This is a genomic window from Erythrobacter oryzae, assembly GCF_030271515.1.
GTDB classification, from domain to species: Bacteria; Pseudomonadota; Alphaproteobacteria; order Sphingomonadales; family Sphingomonadaceae; genus Erythrobacter; species Erythrobacter oryzae.
The window spans coordinates 234,351-252,995 of record NZ_JASCXI010000005.1 but is presented as its reverse complement, the minus strand read 5'-3'; the positions used below and the strand labels follow the sequence as shown (position 1 = coordinate 252,995).

The following is an 18,645-nucleotide window of genomic DNA, read 5'->3' as shown; positions in this document are numbered from 1 at the left end:
GCGCCGGGCGCGGCGGCGGTGCGGCCCGCCACGGGCGCGAGCGGCGGCGGCGCGCTGCGCTGCATGTGCCACCAGGCGGCTGCCCCCAGCGCGAGCGCGCCCAGCAGCCAGCCAAGCGCGATGCGACCGCGCGACCAGCCATCGGCCAGCGTCACGGGGTCGACCGACGCGATCCGCGCAGCGATGCGCTCCGCCTGCAAAAGCTCAAGGGGGGCGAGGTCGGCATCGGCGAAGACCAGCGCGGCGCTGTCCTCGAGCTGCGCCTCGCGCGCGTTGAGGCGGCGGACCAGCCAGTCGCGATCGAGGCGGCGGGCGCGGCGCATCGCGGCCCAGCCGAGCGCGGCTGCGCCGACCAGCAGCGCGGCGGCTGCCAACGCGCCGCCTCCCGCCACCCAGCCGAGCGCGGCAAGAGCCAGCACCAGCGGGCTGCCCGCCAGCACCACCTCGCCCGCAGCGCGACGGCGCGCGGGGCGGACCCAGTCGGCGAACAGGATCTCGCGGCTCATGGCGCGAACCTGCGTCGCCGGGTCGCGAGCAGCCGCTCGGCGAGAAAGGCCAGCGCGATCAGCACGCCGAGCCATGGGGCAAGTTCGCGTGGCGGCAGCGGGAAGGGTGCGGCGCCGTCGGTGGGCGCGTGCGCTGCGGCGCTGACCCGCCCCGGCGGGGGCGCGGCGGGCGAGACCAGATCGCGCAAGGTGGCGGCAAAAGAGGGATCGAGCAGCTCGGGCATGGCGGCCGGGACGAGCGGACGGGTGAAGCGCAGCACCCGGCCCGCGCCCATTGGCCCGCCCTCGACCAGCGCATTGCCCGCCGCATCGCGCCACAGCGCCGCGCTCGACGCGGGCATGGCGATCTGCGCCGTATCGCCGAGCAGGGCGGTGCCGCCCGCGCCGATCCAGTCGCCGACGGCTTGGGGAACGGGGCCGGGGGTCAGCCACACCAGCACGCTATCGCGAGGCGGCAGCGCAGAGCCGGTCGCGGCATCGAAGCGGGGCGTGTCGCTCCACGCGCTCGCGGCCGCGCGGAAATAGCGCAAGGCCTGCGCCTGCTTGTCCGCATGGCGCACGGCCAGCGCCGGACTGGCGGGCGGCCCCGGACGATCCGCCTGCCCCTCCCCGGCGACGATGCGCCACGTGACCTCGCGCGTCAGGCGCAGCCGTCCGGCATCGACTCCGTCCAGCACCGGCGGCACGATGATCGTGAGCGGGGCGCCCTCCGGCAATTCGGCATCGAACTGGCGGATCAGGCTGGCGGTTGCGGTGGCGGGCGCGGGGGCTCCCGCTGCGAGCTCGGGAAAGCTCGGCGCGATCCAGCGCAGCTCCGCTTCCGGCCCGGCCGCCTCGCGCGCCGCTGCAGCATCGACCCCCGGAGCGACCAGCACCCGAGCGCCGTCATCCTCCCAGCCGAGCACGGCGGGCCGCGCTAGCAGCAGCGCCAGCAAAGCCACCAGCAGCAGCCGCAAGGCGAGCAGCAGCAGCTCGTCCAGTTGCAGCTTGCGCCTCGGCCGCGGCATCGCCTCGAGCCAGCGCAGCGCGGCAAAGTCGACCGGCACCTCCTCGGTGCGCCGCCGCAGGTGGATCACCAGCGGAAGGGCCAGCGCCGCCAGCGCGGCAAGGCCGAGCGGGGCGAGCAGCAGCGGGGTCACTCGGCCGCTCCGCCGCGTCCAAAGAAGGCGCGCAAGGGCAGGTCGACGGGTTCGTCGAGCACATGGGTCGCGTGGCGGATTCCGGCTGCATCGAGCCTTTCGGCGAGGGCCGCGCGGGCGGCGGCGAAGCGCGCGAAGAAGCTGTCGCGCAGGGCCTTGCCGTCACCGATCAGCGCCTCGCCGCTTTCGGGGTCGAGGAAGCGGTAGCCGCCATCGAAGGGGAAATCGCGCTCCTCCACAGTCAGCATCTGCACGCAGAGCACCTCGCGCCCAGCCTTGGCCAGCCGCTCGATCAGGGCGATCCCGCGCTCGTCGAAGCAGTCGCTGAGGAACAGCACCAGATCATGCGCGCCGATCCGCTCCCACAGGGGCGCGAGGGTGGCGGCATCGGGAAAGGTGCCGGCCGCGACGAGGCGCGCGAAGTCGATCTGCAGGCGGTCCATCTGCGCCCGCCCGGAGCGCGGCTCGGCAAGGCTGAGCGCGGCCTCCTGCAAGCTCATCCAGCCGAACCGGTCGCCCTGCTGCTGCGCGAGCTCGGCGATGCACAGCGCCATGAGCTTCGCCGCATCGAGCCGCGACCAGTCGGGCCGCGCGCGGTCGGCCTGCCCCATCGAGGCGCTGGCGTCGATCAGGATCCAGACGCTGACAGGGCTCTCCTGCTCGGCCTCGCGGACGAAGAACTTGTCGGAGCGGGCGAACAGCTTCCAGTCGATCCGGCGCGGCTCGTCGCCCGGCTCGTAGGCGCGGTAGGCCGCGAATTCGAGGCCCGCGCCCTTGTTGCGGCTGGGATGCAGGCCGAAGCCGCCCGTTCCGAGGTCCGAGCGCGTGCGCAGCCTGAGCCGCTTCAACCGGCTGCGAATCTCCGGCGGAATTGCGAGCGGCCCGCGTGCCATGAATCAGGCCGCAGGCGGCGGCAGGTGTGCGAGCATGGCGGCGACGACATCGTCGGCGCTCTTGCCCTCGGCCTCGGCAGCGAAGGACAGGAGCAGGCGGTGGCGCATGACGGGCGCGGCGAGCGCGGCCACATCCTCGCGCGTGGCGGCAAGCCGCCCGTGGAGCAGCGCGCGCGCCTTGGCGCACAGCACCAGCGCCTGCCCCGCGCGCGGTCCCGCGCCCCAGCGCACATAGGTCGCAACCTCGGCAGGCGCGGCCGGGTCGCCCGGCCGGCTGGCGCGCACCAGTGTGGTGATCCAGCCGAGGAGGTCATCGCTGAGGTAAACGTCGCGCACGAGCGCCTGCAACGCCAGCACGTCGGCCGCCTCCATCACGCAGGGCACCGCCGCGCCCGCCTTGCCGGTGGTGAGCGCGAGGATATCGCGCTCCTCGGCGGCGGTGGGATAGCCGACACGCACCAGCAGCAGGAAGCGGTCGAGCTGGGCTTCGGGCAGCGGATAGGTGCCCGCCTGTTCGAGCGGGTTCTGGGTCGCCAGCACGAAGAAGGGCTTGGGCAATTGGTAGGTCTGCCCGCCATAGCTGACGGTCTTCTCCTGCATCGCCTCAAGCAGCGCGGCCTGCGTCTTGGGGGGCGTGCGGTTGAGTTCGTCCGCCAGCAAGAGGTTGGTGAACACCGGGCCCTTCTGGAAGCGGAAACTCCGGTGGCCGGTGCCGTGATCCTCCTCAAGCAGCTCGGTGCCGAGGATGTCGCTCGGCATCAGGTCGGGGGTGAACTGCACCCGGCGGAAATCGAGCTTGAGCGCGTCGCCCAGTGTCCTCACCAGCAGCGTCTTGCCCAGCCCCGGCACGCCTTCGAGCAGGCAGTGCCCGCCCGCCAGCAGCCCGATCAGCAATTGTTCGACGACATCGTCCTGCCCGACGATGGCGGTGGCGATGGCGCGCCTCAGATCACCGAGCTTGGCGATCCGCTGTTCGATCTCGGCGGCGTCGGCCGCAGCGTGGGGTGGCACCTGTCTTCAACCCTTCAATTGCTGAGCGCATACATGATGATGTTCACCCCGAAGCGGGTGTTGTCCTCGGCGAGGAAGCGCTTGTTGCGCCAGTCGTAGTCCCATTCGCAGCCGTAGTCCTTGTTGCTGTAGAGCAGCCCGAGGCGGCCGTTGATGGTAATGCCTTTCAGGTAATCGTGAATGAGGTCATCGCCCCACCCGTTCAGCTCGAAGCTGGTTGCGGGCGGGCCGGTGAACTTGAAGAAGCTCGAATAGATCGGATGGGTGTTGGGCAGCTTCTCGAGCGCTTGCGGTCCGAAGATGCTCGCGATCTGCGCCTCGAACGACTTGGCGAACAGCCCGTCGATATCGTGGTTGCAATCGTCGACGAACACGAAGCCGCCGTTCCTGACGTAGCGTTCGAAATTGCGGCGCTCGGCGGCGGAGAACTCCACCGCCTTGTGCCCGGCAAGGTAGCAGAACGGGGCCGCCAGCATCGCCGGATCGGCGAGCGCGACGACGTGCTCCTTGGGATCGACGCGCAGGGAGGTGTAGTCGATCAGCGAGGTGATGAGGTTCGCCGGCATGCGCTGGTCGACGTCCCAGTCGCCCGAATTGTATTTGAGGCGGGTGAACCAGAAATCGTAGCCGCCCGTCGCCGGTCCCCCGGCGCGCTGGGCGGCGGCGAGGGGCCCTGCAAACGCCGCACCGGCCATTGCCGCCGCAGCGCCGCGCAGGAAGGCGGCGCGGGTGATCGCAGACGTGCTCACGATTCCCGCGCCCCTCAATCCATCCGTCAGACGGCGTCCGACAGCGAGGTAAAGGTGAAGTCGCGGATCTTCATCGGCGGCAGCAGCATCGAGCCGCCCTCGTCCGCCTTCACCCGCACCGCCCGGCCCAGCTCCTCGATGTTGTTGAGCATGATCACCGGGCTTTCGTTGAAGCGGAAGTTCTTGATCGGATACTTCAGCTGGCCGTTCTCGATGTAGAAGGTGCCGTCACGGGTGAGGCCGGTGAGCAGCACGGTCTGCGGGTCGACAAGGCGGATATACCAGGTGCGGGTCAGCAGGATGCCGCGCTCGGTGCCCGCGATCAGCTCGGCGGTCGACTTGGTGCCGCCGTCCATGATCACGTTGCCCCACCCGGCCTTCTCGGGCTTGCCCTGCTTTTGCGCCCAGTAGCGCGAATATTCGAGGTTCGCGACCTTGCCGTTCTCGATGATCGCCGCCTTCTCGCGCGGGAGGCCCTCGCCGTCCCACGGCAGTGCGGGAACCAGCGGGTGCCACGGATCGGTGTAGATGTTGACGCGCGGATCGACGATCTGCTCGCCGATCTTGTTGCCGCCGCCCTGCTTGGAGAGGAAGCTGCGCCCCTCGTCGGCCGAGCGCGCGTCGAAGAAGTTCATCATGAAGCTGATGAGCCCCGCCGCTGCCGCCGGTTCGAGGATGACAGTATACTTGCCCGGCTCCAGCGCCTGCGCATCGACCGAGGCCGCCGCCTTGCGCATCGCGACCTGCACTTCCTTGCCTGCATCGAACTGGTCGATGTCCTGCACGTTGGAGCCGACCCAGCCCGAACCGCGCCCGTCTTCGGTGCGCACGGTGCAGGTGTAGTCGGCGCTGGCCGCCTTCTGGTAGCCGAAATTGCCCTTGGAATTGGCGAAGGCCGTGAAGCCCGCGCTGTCTTCGAGGAAACCGGCCGCCACCAGCCCCTTGTCGCGGCACGGCAGGATCGAGGCTTCGGCGATCTTCGCGCGCGCTTCGGGGGTCAGCGCGGCGGTCGCCTCGCTCCAGGTGTCGGTCGGCCGGAAGGTCTGCGGGCCGACGGCGGGCATGAATTCCGGGTTCTCCGGCGCGAGCTTGGCGAGATCCTCGGCGCGGCGCACCACACGTTCGAGCGAGGCGTCGTCGAACTGGTTGATGGTCGCCGTGCCGACGCGCTTGCCGAACGCCACCTGCACGCCCAGCTCGACGCTGTCGACGACCCCCGCGGTCGAGATATCGTTGCGCGCGAACCGCACGTTGCCCGAGGTGCCGCCGCCGATCTGGGCGCTGCACTCGTCGGCGGTGGAAAAGGCGAGGACCTTGTCGAGGATGGCCTTGGCCTCTGCTTCTGTCAGAATGGTCATGTTGTCATCTCCTCCCGCGCGCTTAACCGAGCGACCGTGCGGTGCTGATCACGTTGATGCCGTCGAACCGGGTGGTGGACGAACCGTGGCTGACCGCCGAGACCTGGCTCGGCTGGCCCTTGCCGTCGAAGAACGAACCGAACATGCGGTAATCGCTCTCGTCGCAGATCGCCGAACACGCGCCCCAGAATTCGGGGGTGCGCATCTGGTAGGCGACGTCCTCGATCATCGGGCCCAGTTTGCCGCCCTTGATCTCGTAGAACACCGTCCCGCCGAACTGCGCGTTGTAGCGCTGCTGGTCGATCGAGAACGACCCGCGCCCGGCGATGTAGATGCCGTTGTCGACGCCGGCGATCATGTCCTCGGGGCTCATCTTCTGCTTGCCCGGCGCGAGGCTGACGTTCGCCATGCGCTGGAACTGCACGGTCGACCAGCTGTCGGCATAGCAGCAGCCGTCGCTTTCGCTCTTGCCGAGGATGTGCGCCTGATCGCGGATGGTCTGGTAGTCGACGAGGATGCCGTCCTTGACCAGATCCCAGCGCTTGGTCTTCACGCCCTCGTCGTCAAAGCCGACCGCGCCCAATGAGCCCGGCTGGGTCTTGTCGGCGAACAGGTTGACGATCTCGCTGCCGTATTTGAACTTCGCATCGCGCTTGTCGATGGTGGCAAAGCTGGTGCCGGCGTAATTCGCCTCGTAGCCCAGCACGCGGTCGAGCTCGAGCGGGTGGCCGACGCTTTCGTGGATCGTGAGGCCGAGGTGGTTGGGGTCGAGCACGAGGTCGTACTTGCCCGGCTTGACCGAAGGCGCCTTCAGCTTCGCCTGCGCATCCTTGGCGGCGGCGATCGCGTCTTCCTTCATGTCGTAGGACATGCCGTAGGTGGTGAGCCCGTTCGAGAGGACGAACTTGTCCTCGGCGCGGCCGTCCATGTATTCATAGCCCAGCCCCATCGGCGCCGAGAGCCCCTCGCGCGAGCGGAACTTGCCGGTGCTCGGGTCAACCGCGGTGACGGTGAAGGGCGCCCAGATGCGGTGGATGTCCTGATCGATGTAGGACCCGTCGGTCGAGGCGAAGTACTTCTGCTCGTTGACCAGGAACAGCAGCGAGTTGACGAAATTCGCGCCCGCGCTGAGGGCGGCGTCGTTGACGCCCATCAGCAGATCGACCTTCTCGGCGATCGGCACTTCCATCGCGTTCTTCCTGATCGGGGTGCGCCAGCTGACCTCGCCCACGCCCGGGGTCGGGGCGAGCTTGACCGGCTGGGCGTTGATCCGGGCATTGGCCTTGGCCATCGCGGTGGCCTGACGCGCGGCTTCGGCGACGGCGTCCTCGGTCATCGTGCCGGTCGCGGCAAAGCCCCACGACCCGTCGGCGATCACGCGCACGCCGGTGCCGGTCGATTCGGTGTTGACGATGTTCTGGACGTTGCGGTCACGGGTGATGACGAACTGGCGCAGGTAGCGCCCGACGCGAACGTCGCAATAGCTCGCCCCGGCCGCGGTCGCTGCCGACAGCGCGGCGTCGGCGAGGCGCTTCTTGACCGCGACGTCGATGCCGTCCTGCAGCTGTTCGGCGGCGATGGCCTTGCCGAAGATGGACGGCGTCAGCGTGGCGCCGGCAAAAAAGCTGCTCAGCGCCAGGAAATCCCTTCGATCCATTTGTATGCTCCCCAGGTGGGCCGGTCATATCCTTCGGGGAATCCGAAGAAAAATCCGCCTGCCGATCTGTGGCACGGAGGTCTGCGGTCAGGCATTGTGCGTATGCCCGGATCGCCCGGATCCGGTTTTCGCCCTTTGCTGTTCCCCGTGCCAGCGGTCCGGTGTGACTAGCAAGCCGGGAAGGCATCGGGCAAGCGAGCCGACGAAGCGCAAGACTTTATCGACGAAGGGGCTGGCCAAAGCGGTTCCGACCGCTTTGCAAGGGGCGCCCGCCTCCGGCCCCGAACACGGCTGACAGAGTGTTAACCGCTCATGCGCTACGTCCCCCGGTCTGATCCGAGGAGCGCCTTCATGAGCTTTCAGTCGCCTGTCGTCCCGCATGCCGAAACCCTGTGCGCCCCCGTCCCGCCGGCCGCGCCCACGCTGCCGCAGAACGACACCCCGGCTGAGCAGGCCGCCCGCGCCGCGCAGCTCGCGGCGAGCCAGCAGGCCTATCTCTGGGACGACGAGGTGGCGTCGCTCCCCGGCGTGCCGCTGGCGAAATCGGTGCCGCCCGACAACCTGCCGACGCTGCAATGGTGGGGCCTGTTGATCGGCATCAGCCTCAGAATCGTGCGCAATGCGCTCGCGGTGAAGCTGGGCGGGGTCGACCGCGGCGAGCTCGATTCCCCGCGCGCGAAGTTCGAGGCCCTGCTGGCCGAGTGCGACGCGATCGAGGCCTCGACCGCGGCGCTCGTCAACCCGGCGCATGTCGCTGCGGCGGTGCATGAAAGCTTCCTCGGCCATCTGGTCCACGATCTCGAGGCGGCGGTCGCGCGGGCAGAGTACGACACCCGCATCGCCGCGCTCCAGGCGCACAAGGACCGGCTCGACGAGTTGATGAAGGTCGATGACGCCCACGGCCTCGGCAGCAGCCTGCCCGCCGGTCTCGACGCCTATCGCGCGCTGTTCGACACCCTGCCGCTGCCAGGGATCGCATGGAATTTTCAGGACGACGGCGAGTTCGCCGCGCTGCGGGTGCAGGGGCCGAACGCGATGCTGATCGCGGCGGTCGGCGACACGCTGCCCGCCAACTTCCCGCTCACGCCCACCCAATATGCTGCGGTCGTGAACGGCGACACGCTTGCCGCCGCACTCGCCGAGGGGCGGCTGTTCCTGCTCGACTATGCCGTGCTCGCCGCGCTCGAGGACGGCAGCTGGGGCGGGCTCGCCAAATATGCCTTCCAGCCGCTCGCGCTGTTCGCTGTGCCGCCGGGGGGTTCGAGCCTCGTGCCGGTGGCGATCCAGTGCGGGCAGGATCCCGAGCAATGGCCGATCTTCACCCCCTCGCCGGTGGCGGGCGACCTGTGGGGCTGGGAGATGGCGAAGTTCATCGTGCAGGTCGCCGACGGCAACTACCACGAACTCGTCGCCCACCTCGCGCGCACCCACCTCGTGATCGAGGGCGTGGCGATGGCGACCCATCGCCACCTCGCCACGGTGCACCCCGTCTGGGCGCTGCTGGTGCCGCATTTCGAAGGCACGCTGTTCATCAACGACATCGCCGCGATCTCGCTGATCGCCGACAACGGCCCGATCGACCACATCTTCGCCGGCACGATCCAGTCGACGCAGGAACTGGCAGCCGCCGCACGGCTCGATTTCGATTTCACCGCCAAGATGCTCCCCCACGATCTCGCCGCGCGCGGGGTGGGGCCGGGCTCGGCGCTGGCAGATTTCCCCTATCGCGACGACGGCCTCTTGGTGTGGGAGGCGATCCATAGCTGGGTGCGCGGCTATATCGGGCTCTATTATGCGAGCGATGCCGACGTGCTGGCCGATACCGAGCTGGCCGCATGGGCCGCCTGCGTGTCGGGCGAGGCCAAGATCAAGGGCTTCGGGCCGGTGGACAGCGTGAAGGCGCTGGTCGATGCCTGCACCATGATCATCTTCACCGCGAGCGCGCAGCACGCGGCGGTCAACTTCCCGCAGAAGGACATCATGGCCTTCGCCCCCGCCGTCACTGGGGCAGGCTGGCAGAGCGCGCCCGCCGCGCAGGGCGGGCAGGACAAGGCCGGGTGGCTGGCGATGATGCCGCCGATGGCGCTCGCGCTCGAGCAGTTGAACGTGCTCGAACTGCTCGGCTCGCTGCATTACCGCCCGCTCGGCGACTATCGCAGCACCAATGCGCCCTATGCGCCGTGGTTCGCCGATCCGCGGGTGACCGCGCCGGAGGGCCCGCTGCCGCAGTTCCAGGCGCAGCTCGCCAGCATCGACGCTCGGATCGCCGCGCGCAACGCGAACCGCCTGCGCCCCTACCCCTATCTCCAGCCGAGCCTGATCCCGACCAGCATCAATATCTGAGGCGGGGTCGCGCTCAGGTCAGCGTGACCTTGTCCTTCGAGAATTCGAGCTTCGTCGTCAGCAGCGCGCGGAAGCAGTTGTAGCCGCCGGTGCCGGGGAAGAAGGCGTGGAAGAACAGCTGGGGCCGGTCGTCGAGCCCCGGCGCCACCGAGGCGTGGCCGGGGGCCCACCAGGTCTTGACCGACTTCAGCAGCGGCCCCTCCTGCTTCACATAGGGCCCGAGCGGATGATCGGCGACCGCGACGCCGATGCCGTAGGCGGGCGTGCCGAAGTCGTTGCCGGCATAGAACATCCAGTAGCGCCCCTCCTGCCGCGTCACCCACGGGCCCTCGATCAGGTGGCCTTCCCATTCCTGATCGTTGGTCAGCACGATGGTGTCGGTGCCCACGAGATTGCCTTCCTCGTCCATGCGCTGGGCGTGGATCGGGGTGCTCATGGCGTCGACAATGAAGGCGGCCTCGTCGACTTCCGACAGCACGCGCTTCACCTGCTCCCAGTTGTCGAGCACCGCTTCGATCATCGGCTGCATGAGGAAGAAGCGCTCCATCGGGCGGCGGGTGTTGGCCCAGGGCTGGACCGCGGCGGCGAAGCGCGCGGTGAGACGGTCGGCCTCGTCGGTGAACAGGCGATCGACGAGGTCTGGGCGGCGGCGCAGCAGCCCGGCGAGCGGGCGCGGCCAGACGCCGTTGGTGTCGCGCTTCCAGAACAGGTAGCGATCGCCATTGGCGTCGATGAAGATGTGGCTGTCGATCACCCCGCCGCTCAGCATCGGCTGGGTGGGATCGTCGGGGAAATTGGTGGTGTTGATCGAGAAACCCGCCACCAGCGGAGCCCCAAGATCGGTCCACGGCCCCGTCGGGTGCGGCGCCTTGGCGAGGCCTATCGCCAACGCATTGGAGCGCTGGCGGGCGGTGTAGACCAGCCAGTATTCGTCGCCCACTCTGGCCATTTCGGGCGCCCAGTAATCGCCGATAGAGCGGCCATGCGCGGTCCATTCGGGCGCCTCGCCCTCGGGGAAGACGAAGCCCTGATGGCTCCAGCTTTCGAGATCGTGCGAGTGCAGGATCGGGAAGGCATCGAGCGCGTCGTTGGAAGTGGCGACCAGCCAGTAGCCCTCCTCGGTCTTGAGCACCGCCGGATCGCCGTAGCCCGCGGTCGTGCGGGGGCTTAGGTTGTCGAGGATCAGCGGGCGCCAGTCTGGTTCCGGGCCATCGATGGGAACGGGCTTGTGCCCGCCCTGTGCGCGGGTGCCGAAATCGCGGGCGAGCTCGCTGAAGAATACCGCGTAGTGGTTATGCTGGCCGGTGGGGATGCGGTAGCTGTGGGTCTTGTCGCCCAGCGTCACGGTGAAGCGCGTGGCGATGCCCTCGGCCTGCGGCTCGACCGTAAAGGTCAGCGGCACGGGGTCGGCGGCGGTAGCGGCGGCGGCGTTGTCGAGCATCGGTTCTCTCCCGTCACGGCAGTTCGCGCCGGGTGCTGACTCGGCGGCTAAATCTTATTTGTAAGATAAATTGAGTAGCGGTGATGGCAAGCGCTTTCGCGCGCTCACGTTGACCTGTGCGCGAATATCGCTCAGAGTGCGATAAATCATATAAATGAGGGTGCCCTTGTCCGGTCTCGCGCTGATCGACGTCTCGAAGTCCTTTGGGGACGTGCCGGTGCTGGAGCGCGTGTCGCTGCGCATTGCCCCGCGCGAATTCATCGCCTTCCTCGGCCCCTCGGGCAGCGGCAAGTCGACCTTGCTGCGGATCATCGCCGGGCTGGAGACCGCGGACAGCGGCGAGGTGTGGCTCGACGGCGAGCGGATCGACACCCGCCCGCCCGGCGCGCGCGGGATCGCGATGGTGTTCCAGCACTATGCGCTCTACCCGCACATGACCGTGCGCGAGAACATGGCCTTCGGGCTGCGCAACGCGGGCGTGGCGAAAGACGAGATCGCGCGGCGGATCGCGCAGGCGGCGGACATCCTCGAGATCGGCGCGCAGCTCGACAAGAAGCCGGGACAGATGTCGGGCGGGCAGCGCCAGCGGGTCGCGATCGGGCGCGCGATCGTCAAGCAGCCGCGGCTGTTCCTGCTCGACGAGCCCTTGTCCAACCTTGATGCCGCGCTGCGCGGGCGCACGCGGGTGGAACTGGCGCAGCTGCGAACCCGCGTCGATGCGGCGCTGATCATGGTGACGCACGATCAGGCCGAGGCGATGACCCTCGCCGACCGGATCGTGATCCTCGACGATTGCTGCATCCAGCAGGTCGGCACCCCGGCCGAGGTCTATACGCGCCCCGCCAATGCCTTCGTCGCGCGTTTCGTCGGCTCGCCGCCGATGGCGATGCTGCCGGGCGTCGTCGCGGGCGAGGAGGCCGGGCGGGTGCGGGTGCGGCTCGCCGGAGGCGCGGTGCTGGCCACCGACGTGCCTGCGGGCGGGCTGGTGGCCGGGACCGAAGTGGATGTCGGGCTGCGGCCAGAGCACGTGCGCCTCGCCGCGCCGGGCGAGGAGGGGCTCGCGGCCGAGGTCGAGCTGGTCGAGCGGCTGGGCGACCGCACCTTCCTCTATGCGCGCCTCGCCGACGGGGCGGAGATCGTCGCGCTCGAGCCCGGCTTCGGCACGCTGCGGCCGGGCGAGGCGGCGGCGCTTGTGATTGACGCCGCCGCCGCGCACATCTTCACCGCAGGCGGCGCGGCCCACCATCCGGAGCCGAGCGCGTGAACGCCGCGGCGCGGGACCGGTGGGCAGGCTACGCCTTCGTCGGGCCGTTCCTGCTGGTCTATGCCGCCGTTCTGGTGGTGCCGCTGGCGATGGGCCTCGTCATCAGCCTCCACCGCGCCGACCTGTTCGGACGGCGCGCGTGGATCGGGCTCGGCAACTACACGCAGGCGCTGGGCGATCCGGTGCTGCATCAGGCGCTGGGCAACACGATCCTTCTGGCGCTGCTGATCGTCCCGCCGCTGACGGTGATCGCCCTGCTGCTGGCGCTTGCGTTGAACCGGCCCGGACGGTTCGCGGCGATCTTGCGGGGGGTGTTCTTCTCCTCGCTGGTGCTCTCGGTCACGATCGTGACGCTGATCTGGCGCTTCATCCTGACGCCCGACGCGGGGCTGATCGCCGAGGGGCTGGAGGCGGCGGGCCACGCGCCGATCCCCTTCCTGTCCGATCCGGATCTCGTCATCCCCGCCATCGCGGTGACGACCCTTTGGTGGTCGCTGGGCTTTCCGGTGATGCTGATCCTCGCCGGACTCCAGCAAGTGCCGGGCGACATCTACGAGGCCGCCGCCTTGGACGGAGCGAGCCGCTGGACGGTGCTGCGGCGCATCACCCTCCCCGCGATCCGCCGCACGCTGCTGCTGGTGGTGATGCTCCAGACCGCGGCGCAGTTGCAGCTGTTCGGGCAGGCGCAGTTGCTCACCGGCGGCGGGCCGGGCGGGGCCTCGCGGACCATCGTGCTCTACATCTTCGAGGTTTCGTTCGGGCGCTGGGAGCTGGGCTACGCCACCGCCATCGCCGAGCTGCTGTTCGGCATGATCATCGCCCTGACGCTGCTGCAATACTGGCTGGTTACCCGCCACGAAGGCCAGCGCACATGAGCGCCCACCGCCTCTCGCCGCTTGCGACGGTGCTGCTGGTGCTGGGCGCGGCTGTCATGCTCGCCCCGATGGCGTGGACGCTGCTCCTCTCCTTCAAGAGCAACGCCGCGCTGATGGCCGATAGCGGCGCGGCTTTCGCAGGGCCCTACACCTTCGAGAACTATGCCGCGATCCTCAAGGGCTCGCTGACGCTGCAATGGCTGGCGAACAGCCTTGTCGTCGCGACCGGCGCGGCGGTGGGCGTGCTGGTGCTGTCGAGCCTTGCGGGATACGGCTTCGCGCGGCTCGAATTTCCCTTCCGCCGCACGCTGTTCGTGATCGTGCTGCTGGGGCTCGCCGTGCCCGAACAGGCTGTGATCCTGCCGCGCCACCAGCTGTTCGCGTGGCTGGGCCTCCACAACACCTATCCGGGGCTGATCCTGCCGAGCCTCACCGGCTCCTTCGGGGTGTTCTTCATGACCCAGTATTTCCGCGCGATCCCCAGGGAGCTGGACGAGGCCGCGCTCTTGGACGGCGCGAGCCGCTTCACGCTGTTCTGGAAGGTGCTGCTGCCGCTCACCTTGCCGGCGCAGGCGACCTTGGGCGTGTTCACCTTCCTCGCCGCATGGAACGACTATTGGTGGCCGCTGATCTCGGCGACGACGAGCGACTATTTCACCCTTACCGTGGGGCTCGCCTCGGCGCAGATGAACTATGCGCAGACCAGCGGCCTCGGCTTCCTGATGGCGCAGGCGGTGTTCGCCTCGATCCCGATCCTCATCGTCTACATCGCGTTCCAGAAGCAGATCGTGCGCGCGATGGCGGGGACGGCGGTGCGATGATCGGCAGAGCGCTCGCCTTCGGCTTCGCGCTGCTGCTGGCGGGCTGCGCGCCGGTGGACGAGCGGCCGACCATCGTCGTCCAGCGCTTCTTCGGCGAGTGCGGCGCGGCCTATGGCACCAGCACCGATGTCGCCGCGGCCGAGACCGAGTGCGGCATCCTCACCACGCTGATCAACCGCTTCGAGGCCGAGAACCCTGACATCCGCGTGAAGGTCAACGTCGTGGCATGGCCGGGCTACCCGCAGCTTGCCGCGCAGATCGCTGCCGGAGACCCGCCCGACCTCGTGACGATGCACCAGTCGGTGATTTCGGACTATGCCGGGGCCGGACTGATCGAGCCGGTCGAACCGCTGCTCGCCGCGGCCAAGATCGATCCCGCCGCCTTCACCCCCGCCGCGCGTGCGGGTGTGGAGAAGGAGGGCAAGCTCTACGCCATGCCGTGGGACACGATCGGACGGCTGTGGCACATCAACACCGCCCTGATGGCCGAGGCCGGGCTGATGCGCGGCGGCAGGCCGGTGCTGCCGTCCTCGCCGCAGGAATTGCTCGCCCACGCCCGCCAGTTCCGGCAGCGCACCGGCAAGCCCTATCTGATCCAGGCGCAGGTCAGCGCGCCCGATTTCCACGTGGCGCTGCTCTACACTTACCTGCTGGCGCAGGACGCGGTTATCTTCCCCGATGATCGCCACATCCGCCTCGACACGCCGGAGGCCCGCGAGATCGTCACCACCTTCCGGCAGCTCAATGCGGAAGGCCTCACCACCTTGAACCAGGATTTTCCCGCCGCCACCGCCGCCTTCGTGCAGGGCGAGGGCGGGATCTTTCCCGTGGGCACATGGATGCTCGGGCCCTACGAGGCGCAGGCGGCGGACCCGCGCTCGCCCCTCCACGGGCACTACGCCGTCGCGCCCTTCCCGCGGCTGTGGGGCGATCAGGCCGCCTTCGTCGACGGCCATGCCTGGGTCGTCCCCGCCGCCAAGCGCCCGCCCGCCGAGCGCGCGGCGATGGCGCGCTTCCTCGCTTTCCTCGCGCGCTACAACTACGACTGGTCGCGCACCGGCCAGCTCCCCGCCTTCGCGCCCGTGGTCGAGAGCCCCGCCTTCCGCGCCCTCCCCCACCGCGCCGACATCGCCGCGCTCGCTCGCACGGGCAGGCAGCTACCCGGCTATGTCGAGCGCCAGAGCGCGGTGCAGGGCCTGATCGGCGAGGAGCTGGAGGCGGCGATCACCGGGGCCAAGCCCGTCGATGCGGCATTGAAGGATGCCGAGCGGCGGGTGAACCGGCTCTTCGCGCAGATGATGTGATCTAGGCGCTCGCCTCGGCCGCCGCGATCAGTGCCATCACGTCCTCGATCAGCGCGCGCATCGCCGCGCGCGCGGCCTCGGCGTCGCGCGCCTCGATCGCGGTCAGCACCGCGCGGTGCTGCGGCAGGCTGGCGGTGCGGCCCTTGAAGCGGTTGGTGAAGCGGATCGAGGTCCTGAGCGCGGTCTGCACCACGTCGCGGAACTGGGCATAGAAGGGGTTGGCCGAGGCCTCGAGCACGGCGATGTGGAAGGCGATGTCGGCCTCCAGCGGATCATCGTCCCCTGCCTCGGCCGCGACCATCCGCTGGTAGCCCGCCTCGATCGCGGCGATCCCTTGCGCATCAGCCGCATCGGCCGCCAATCCTGCCGCCATCGGCTCGATCGCAATCCGCAACTCGTTGAACTGGCGCAGCAGGTCGAGCGAGAATTTGCGTTCGAGCATCCAGCGCAGCACGTCGGGGTCGAACAGGTTCCAGGCCCGCGCCGGCTGCACGCTGGTCCCCTTGCGCGGGCGCGCCGCGAGCAGGCCCTTGGCGGTCAGCATCTTCACCGCCTCGCGCGTGACCGAGCGGCTGACCTCGTATTGCTTGGCGAGATCCGCCTCGGTCGGGAACGGCTGCGCGTCATAGGCCCCCACCACGATCGCCTTCCCGACGGAGTCGAGCAGCGCATAGGTCAGGTTTCGGCCGGAGCCGATGGTTTCCATTCTGGTCATGTGCGAGAAGCCCCTTTCTCGTCTTTGCGCAATCGTTCGCAGAAATTGCCCTGCGGCGCAATGCGGCAGGCTTACCCATGGGCAGGAACGGCCACCCGCCGCGCGATCAGCGCCGTATCGGCCAGCAGCCGCATCGGCTCGCTGTCGACCGCAAGTGCGCGCGCGGGGACGAGCTCGGCAAAGCGGGCATAGATCGCGCGATATTCCGCGAAGGGCCCGAGCGGCTGCTCCGCGCCATCCACCACCAGCCGCGCGCCGCCGCCCTCGATGGCGATCGCGCGGCCCGAGGCGGTGGTGAGGCGGATTACCCACGCCTCCTCGCCCCGCTCGCGCCAGTCGAATGCGGCGCTCCGATCCGGCCCGGCAAAGCGCAAGCTCGCCGCGATCGGCGCCTGCCTGCCTTCGGGTATCGCGAGCGTGGCCGCCTCGACCTCGAGCCGCTCGGGCAGGATCGCGGTGACGATCGAGAGCGCGTTGACGCCGGTATCGAACACGCCGAACCCGTCGGGCTCCCAGATCCATTCCTGCCCGGGGTGCCACTTGGTCACATCCTCGCGCCAGTCGATGGCGAGGCTCGCAAGCCGCTCGCCCTTCAGCAGCGCGGCGGCGGGGGCGACGGCGGGGGCATATTGCGAATGCCAGGCGGCGAACAGGCAGGTGCCCGCGGCGCGCGCCATGGCGACGAGCGCCTCGAGCTCGCCGAGGGTCGCGGCGGGCGGCTTTTCGAGCAGCACCGCCAGCCCCGCGTCGACCGCCTGCGCGGCGAGCGCGCGGCGCAGGCGCGGCGGGGTGCAGATCGCCACCGCGTCGAGCCCGCCCGGCATCGCTGCGAGCAGCGCGGTGAGGTTCGGGTACACCGGGACATCCGCATCCGCCGCCCCGCTCGGGCTGACCACGCCGACGAGTTCGAACCCCGGATGCGCGGCGATGGCGGGGGCGTGTTCGGTGCGGGCGATCTTGCCGTAGCCGATGATGGCAATCCGGATCGTCATGCGCCCTGGCCCTCCCCGTCCTCCGCCAGCGCGGCGGTGAAGGCGCGGGCGCGCGCGGCGACCTCGGCGGCGCTCATGCCGGGGGCATAGAGCGCGCTGCCGAGCCCGAAGCCATCCGCCCCAGCGGCGCGGTAGGCGGCCATGCTGGCAGGGACGATCCCGCCCACCGGCAGCAACGGGACGGCGCGCGGCAGCACCGCACGCAGCGCCTTGACCACGGCCGGCGAGGCCATCTCGGCGGGAAACAGCTTGAGCGCATCGGCCCCCGCCTCAAGCGCGGCGAAGCACTCGCTCGGGGTCAGGCACCCGGGCGCGGCGACCAGCCCGGCGGCCTTGGCGGCGCGGATCACCAGCCGGTCGGTATTGGGAGAGACCACCAGCCCGCCGCCCGCCTCCGCCACGCGCGCCACATCGGCAATGCCGAGCACCGTCCCCGCCCCGATCAACGCCCGCCCCTCCAGCCGCGCCGCCAGCCGCGTGATGCTGGTGAAGGGGTCGGGGGAATTGAGCGGGACCTCGATGATCGTGATCCCTTCGCCGACCAGCGCCTCGCCGATTGCGACGGCATCTTCGGGCGGCAGGCCGCGCAGGATCGCGACCAGCGGGCAGGCGACGAGGTGGCGGGCGAAGGCGTTGGCGACGAGGGTCATGCGAATTGCCTCAGCAGCGCGGTGCAGCCGGCACGGAAGGCGGCGTTGCCCTCCATCGCCGAGGGGCTCGCTCCGGGCGAGCCCAGCACCTGCCCGATGGCGGCGGCATAGAGCGCAGTGAGGTCGGGCCGCCCGACCATGTGCGGCACCTCGCCCCCGCTCTCCCGCAGACCGCTGCGCACCTCGGCGCCGATCAGCAGCCCGCTGACATAGCCCGACCCGTCGATCATCGGCGCATCGAGCACATGCGCGGCGCGCAGCGCGAACAGGTGGCCGAGCGGATCGCCATCGGCCGAGGCGACCACGCCCGCGGCAAAGCCCGGTCCGGGCCGCGCCTTCCCCGCCATCTGCGGCGCGAGGATCGAATGCTTGCCCAGCAGCGCGAAAATCTCGCCCGTCATCCAGGTCGAAAAGCCGGTGATCCGTCCGCCGCGCAGCCGCACCCACTTGGCGTGCGTGCCGGGCAGGCACAGCGTCGCATCCTCGGGCACCAGCCCGCTGGCGAGCGCGCCGATGATCTGCACCTCCTCGCCGCGCATCACGTCGGGCGCATCGCGGCGCTCCTGCGCGACGCCGGGGATGATGCCGGTGCGCGCGTCGATCCAGACGATGGCATCGGCAAGCGCGCGGGCATCGGCGGGGCAGGCGACATAGGGCGTCTCGCGCCAGCCGCGGTTCGATCCGATCATGCCGCCCATCAGCATGGGCAAGTCGCCGAGCCGCTCGCGTAGCATCGCGACCTCGCCAGTGTAGTCGCCCGGGCCGAGCGACATGATGCCGCCCGCGTCCTCGCACGCCGCCTCCACGTTCCCCCCGGCGCCGATACGCCACGCGCGGCGGTTGGTGGTGCCCCAGTCCACCGCGATGAATGGCTCCCCACCGGTCAGACTGCCGATCAACCTCTGGCTCCCTTGCCGCTTGCTTGGA

At 69.6% G+C, this 18,645-nt stretch carries 16 protein-coding genes and 1 pseudogene; 5 read left to right on the top strand and 12 right to left on the bottom strand.

Going from position 1 to position 18,645, the window contains the following annotated elements:
- The 7 genes and pseudogenes from PFX90_RS16995 to PFX90_RS16965 all read right to left on the bottom strand — a co-directional run.
- A pseudogene (locus PFX90_RS16995) lies at positions 1 to 506 on the bottom strand (DUF4175 domain-containing protein); the annotation flags it as partial.
- Positions 503 to 1,645 carry a BatA domain-containing protein gene (locus tag PFX90_RS16990; RefSeq protein WP_285713893.1) on the bottom strand — a complete coding sequence of 381 codons (1,143 nt, stop codon included), beginning with the start codon at positions 1,643 to 1,645 and terminating at the stop codon, positions 503 to 505. The gene PFX90_RS16990 and the pseudogene PFX90_RS16995, both read right to left, overlap by 4 nt.
- Positions 1,642 to 2,493 (bottom strand): DUF58 domain-containing protein, encoded by an 852-nt coding sequence (locus tag PFX90_RS16985; protein WP_285713892.1) that lies wholly within the window; start codon positions 2,491 to 2,493, stop codon positions 1,642 to 1,644. Before PFX90_RS16985 ends, PFX90_RS16990 begins: the two co-directional genes overlap by 4 nt.
- Positions 2,494 to 2,541: 48 nt before the next feature.
- On the bottom strand, positions 2,542 to 3,549 hold the full coding sequence (locus tag PFX90_RS16980; RefSeq protein ID WP_285713891.1) for an AAA family ATPase: 1,008 nt from the start codon (positions 3,547 to 3,549) through the stop codon (positions 2,542 to 2,544).
- Positions 3,550 to 3,563: 14 nt separating this feature from the next.
- On the bottom strand, positions 3,564 to 4,298 hold the full coding sequence (locus tag PFX90_RS16975; RefSeq protein WP_285713889.1) for a DUF4159 domain-containing protein: 735 nt from the start codon (positions 4,296 to 4,298) through the stop codon (positions 3,564 to 3,566).
- Between the two features lie 26 nt (positions 4,299 to 4,324).
- Complete coding sequence (locus PFX90_RS16970; RefSeq protein WP_285713888.1) at positions 4,325 to 5,656, bottom strand: TldD/PmbA family protein; 1,332 nt, start codon at positions 5,654 to 5,656, stop codon at positions 4,325 to 4,327.
- Positions 5,657 to 5,678: 22 nt separating this feature from the next.
- Entirely contained in the window at positions 5,679 to 7,313 is a 1,635-nt protein-coding gene (locus PFX90_RS16965) for a TldD/PmbA family protein (RefSeq protein ID WP_285713886.1), read from the bottom strand.
- A 351-nt stretch (positions 7,314 to 7,664) separates the two neighbouring features.
- On the opposite strand from PFX90_RS16965, the gene PFX90_RS16960 reads away from it, so the two are divergent.
- Positions 7,665 to 9,656 carry a lipoxygenase family protein gene (locus PFX90_RS16960; protein ID WP_285713885.1) on the top strand — a complete coding sequence of 664 codons (1,992 nt, stop codon included), beginning with the start codon at positions 7,665 to 7,667 and terminating at the stop codon, positions 9,654 to 9,656.
- Between the two features lie 13 nt (positions 9,657 to 9,669).
- On the opposite strand, the gene PFX90_RS16955 is transcribed toward PFX90_RS16960, so the two are convergent.
- A complete protein-coding gene (locus PFX90_RS16955; protein ID WP_285713884.1) occupies positions 9,670 to 11,097 on the bottom strand; it encodes a family 43 glycosylhydrolase in 1,428 nt (475 codons plus the stop codon).
- Positions 11,098 to 11,251: 154 nt separating this feature from the next.
- Between PFX90_RS16955 and PFX90_RS16950 the strand changes: the two genes are divergently transcribed.
- From PFX90_RS16950 to PFX90_RS16935, 4 genes are read left to right on the top strand one after another with little or no spacing between them, the layout of a single operon-like run.
- Positions 11,252 to 12,361, top strand: coding sequence for an ABC transporter ATP-binding protein (locus PFX90_RS16950; RefSeq protein ID WP_285713882.1), 1,110 nt, complete (start codon positions 11,252 to 11,254; stop codon positions 12,359 to 12,361).
- Positions 12,358 to 13,236: a carbohydrate ABC transporter permease gene (locus tag PFX90_RS16945; RefSeq protein ID WP_285713875.1), complete on the top strand. Its 879-nt coding sequence runs from the start codon at positions 12,358 to 12,360 to the stop codon at positions 13,234 to 13,236. The genes PFX90_RS16950 and PFX90_RS16945 overlap by 4 nt, the downstream gene beginning before the upstream one ends.
- Positions 13,233 to 14,057: a carbohydrate ABC transporter permease gene (locus tag PFX90_RS16940; RefSeq protein ID WP_285713874.1), complete on the top strand. Its 825-nt coding sequence runs from the start codon at positions 13,233 to 13,235 to the stop codon at positions 14,055 to 14,057. The genes PFX90_RS16945 and PFX90_RS16940 overlap by 4 nt, the downstream gene beginning before the upstream one ends.
- Positions 14,054 to 15,361: an ABC transporter substrate-binding protein gene (locus tag PFX90_RS16935; protein ID WP_285713873.1), complete on the top strand. Its 1,308-nt coding sequence runs from the start codon at positions 14,054 to 14,056 to the stop codon at positions 15,359 to 15,361. The genes PFX90_RS16940 and PFX90_RS16935 overlap by 4 nt, the downstream gene beginning before the upstream one ends.
- A gap of 1 nt (position 15,362) precedes the next feature.
- Here the strand turns inward: PFX90_RS16935 and PFX90_RS16930 are convergent, their stop codons facing one another.
- From PFX90_RS16930 to PFX90_RS16915, 4 genes are all read right to left on the bottom strand, one after another.
- Positions 15,363 to 16,076 (bottom strand): FadR/GntR family transcriptional regulator, encoded by a 714-nt coding sequence (locus tag PFX90_RS16930; RefSeq protein WP_285713872.1) that lies wholly within the window; start codon positions 16,074 to 16,076, stop codon positions 15,363 to 15,365.
- A gap of 71 nt (positions 16,077 to 16,147) precedes the next feature.
- Positions 16,148 to 17,068 carry a Gfo/Idh/MocA family protein gene (locus PFX90_RS16925; RefSeq protein ID WP_285713870.1) on the bottom strand — a complete coding sequence of 307 codons (921 nt, stop codon included), beginning with the start codon at positions 17,066 to 17,068 and terminating at the stop codon, positions 16,148 to 16,150.
- A complete protein-coding gene (locus PFX90_RS16920; RefSeq protein WP_285713869.1) occupies positions 17,065 to 17,718 on the bottom strand; it encodes a 2-dehydro-3-deoxy-6-phosphogalactonate aldolase in 654 nt (217 codons plus the stop codon). Before PFX90_RS16920 ends, PFX90_RS16925 begins: the two co-directional genes overlap by 4 nt.
- Complete coding sequence (locus PFX90_RS16915; RefSeq protein WP_285713868.1) at positions 17,715 to 18,617, bottom strand: 2-dehydro-3-deoxygalactonokinase; 903 nt, start codon at positions 18,615 to 18,617, stop codon at positions 17,715 to 17,717. The genes PFX90_RS16920 and PFX90_RS16915 overlap by 4 nt, the downstream gene beginning before the upstream one ends.
- Positions 18,618 to 18,645 lie beyond the last annotated feature (28 nt).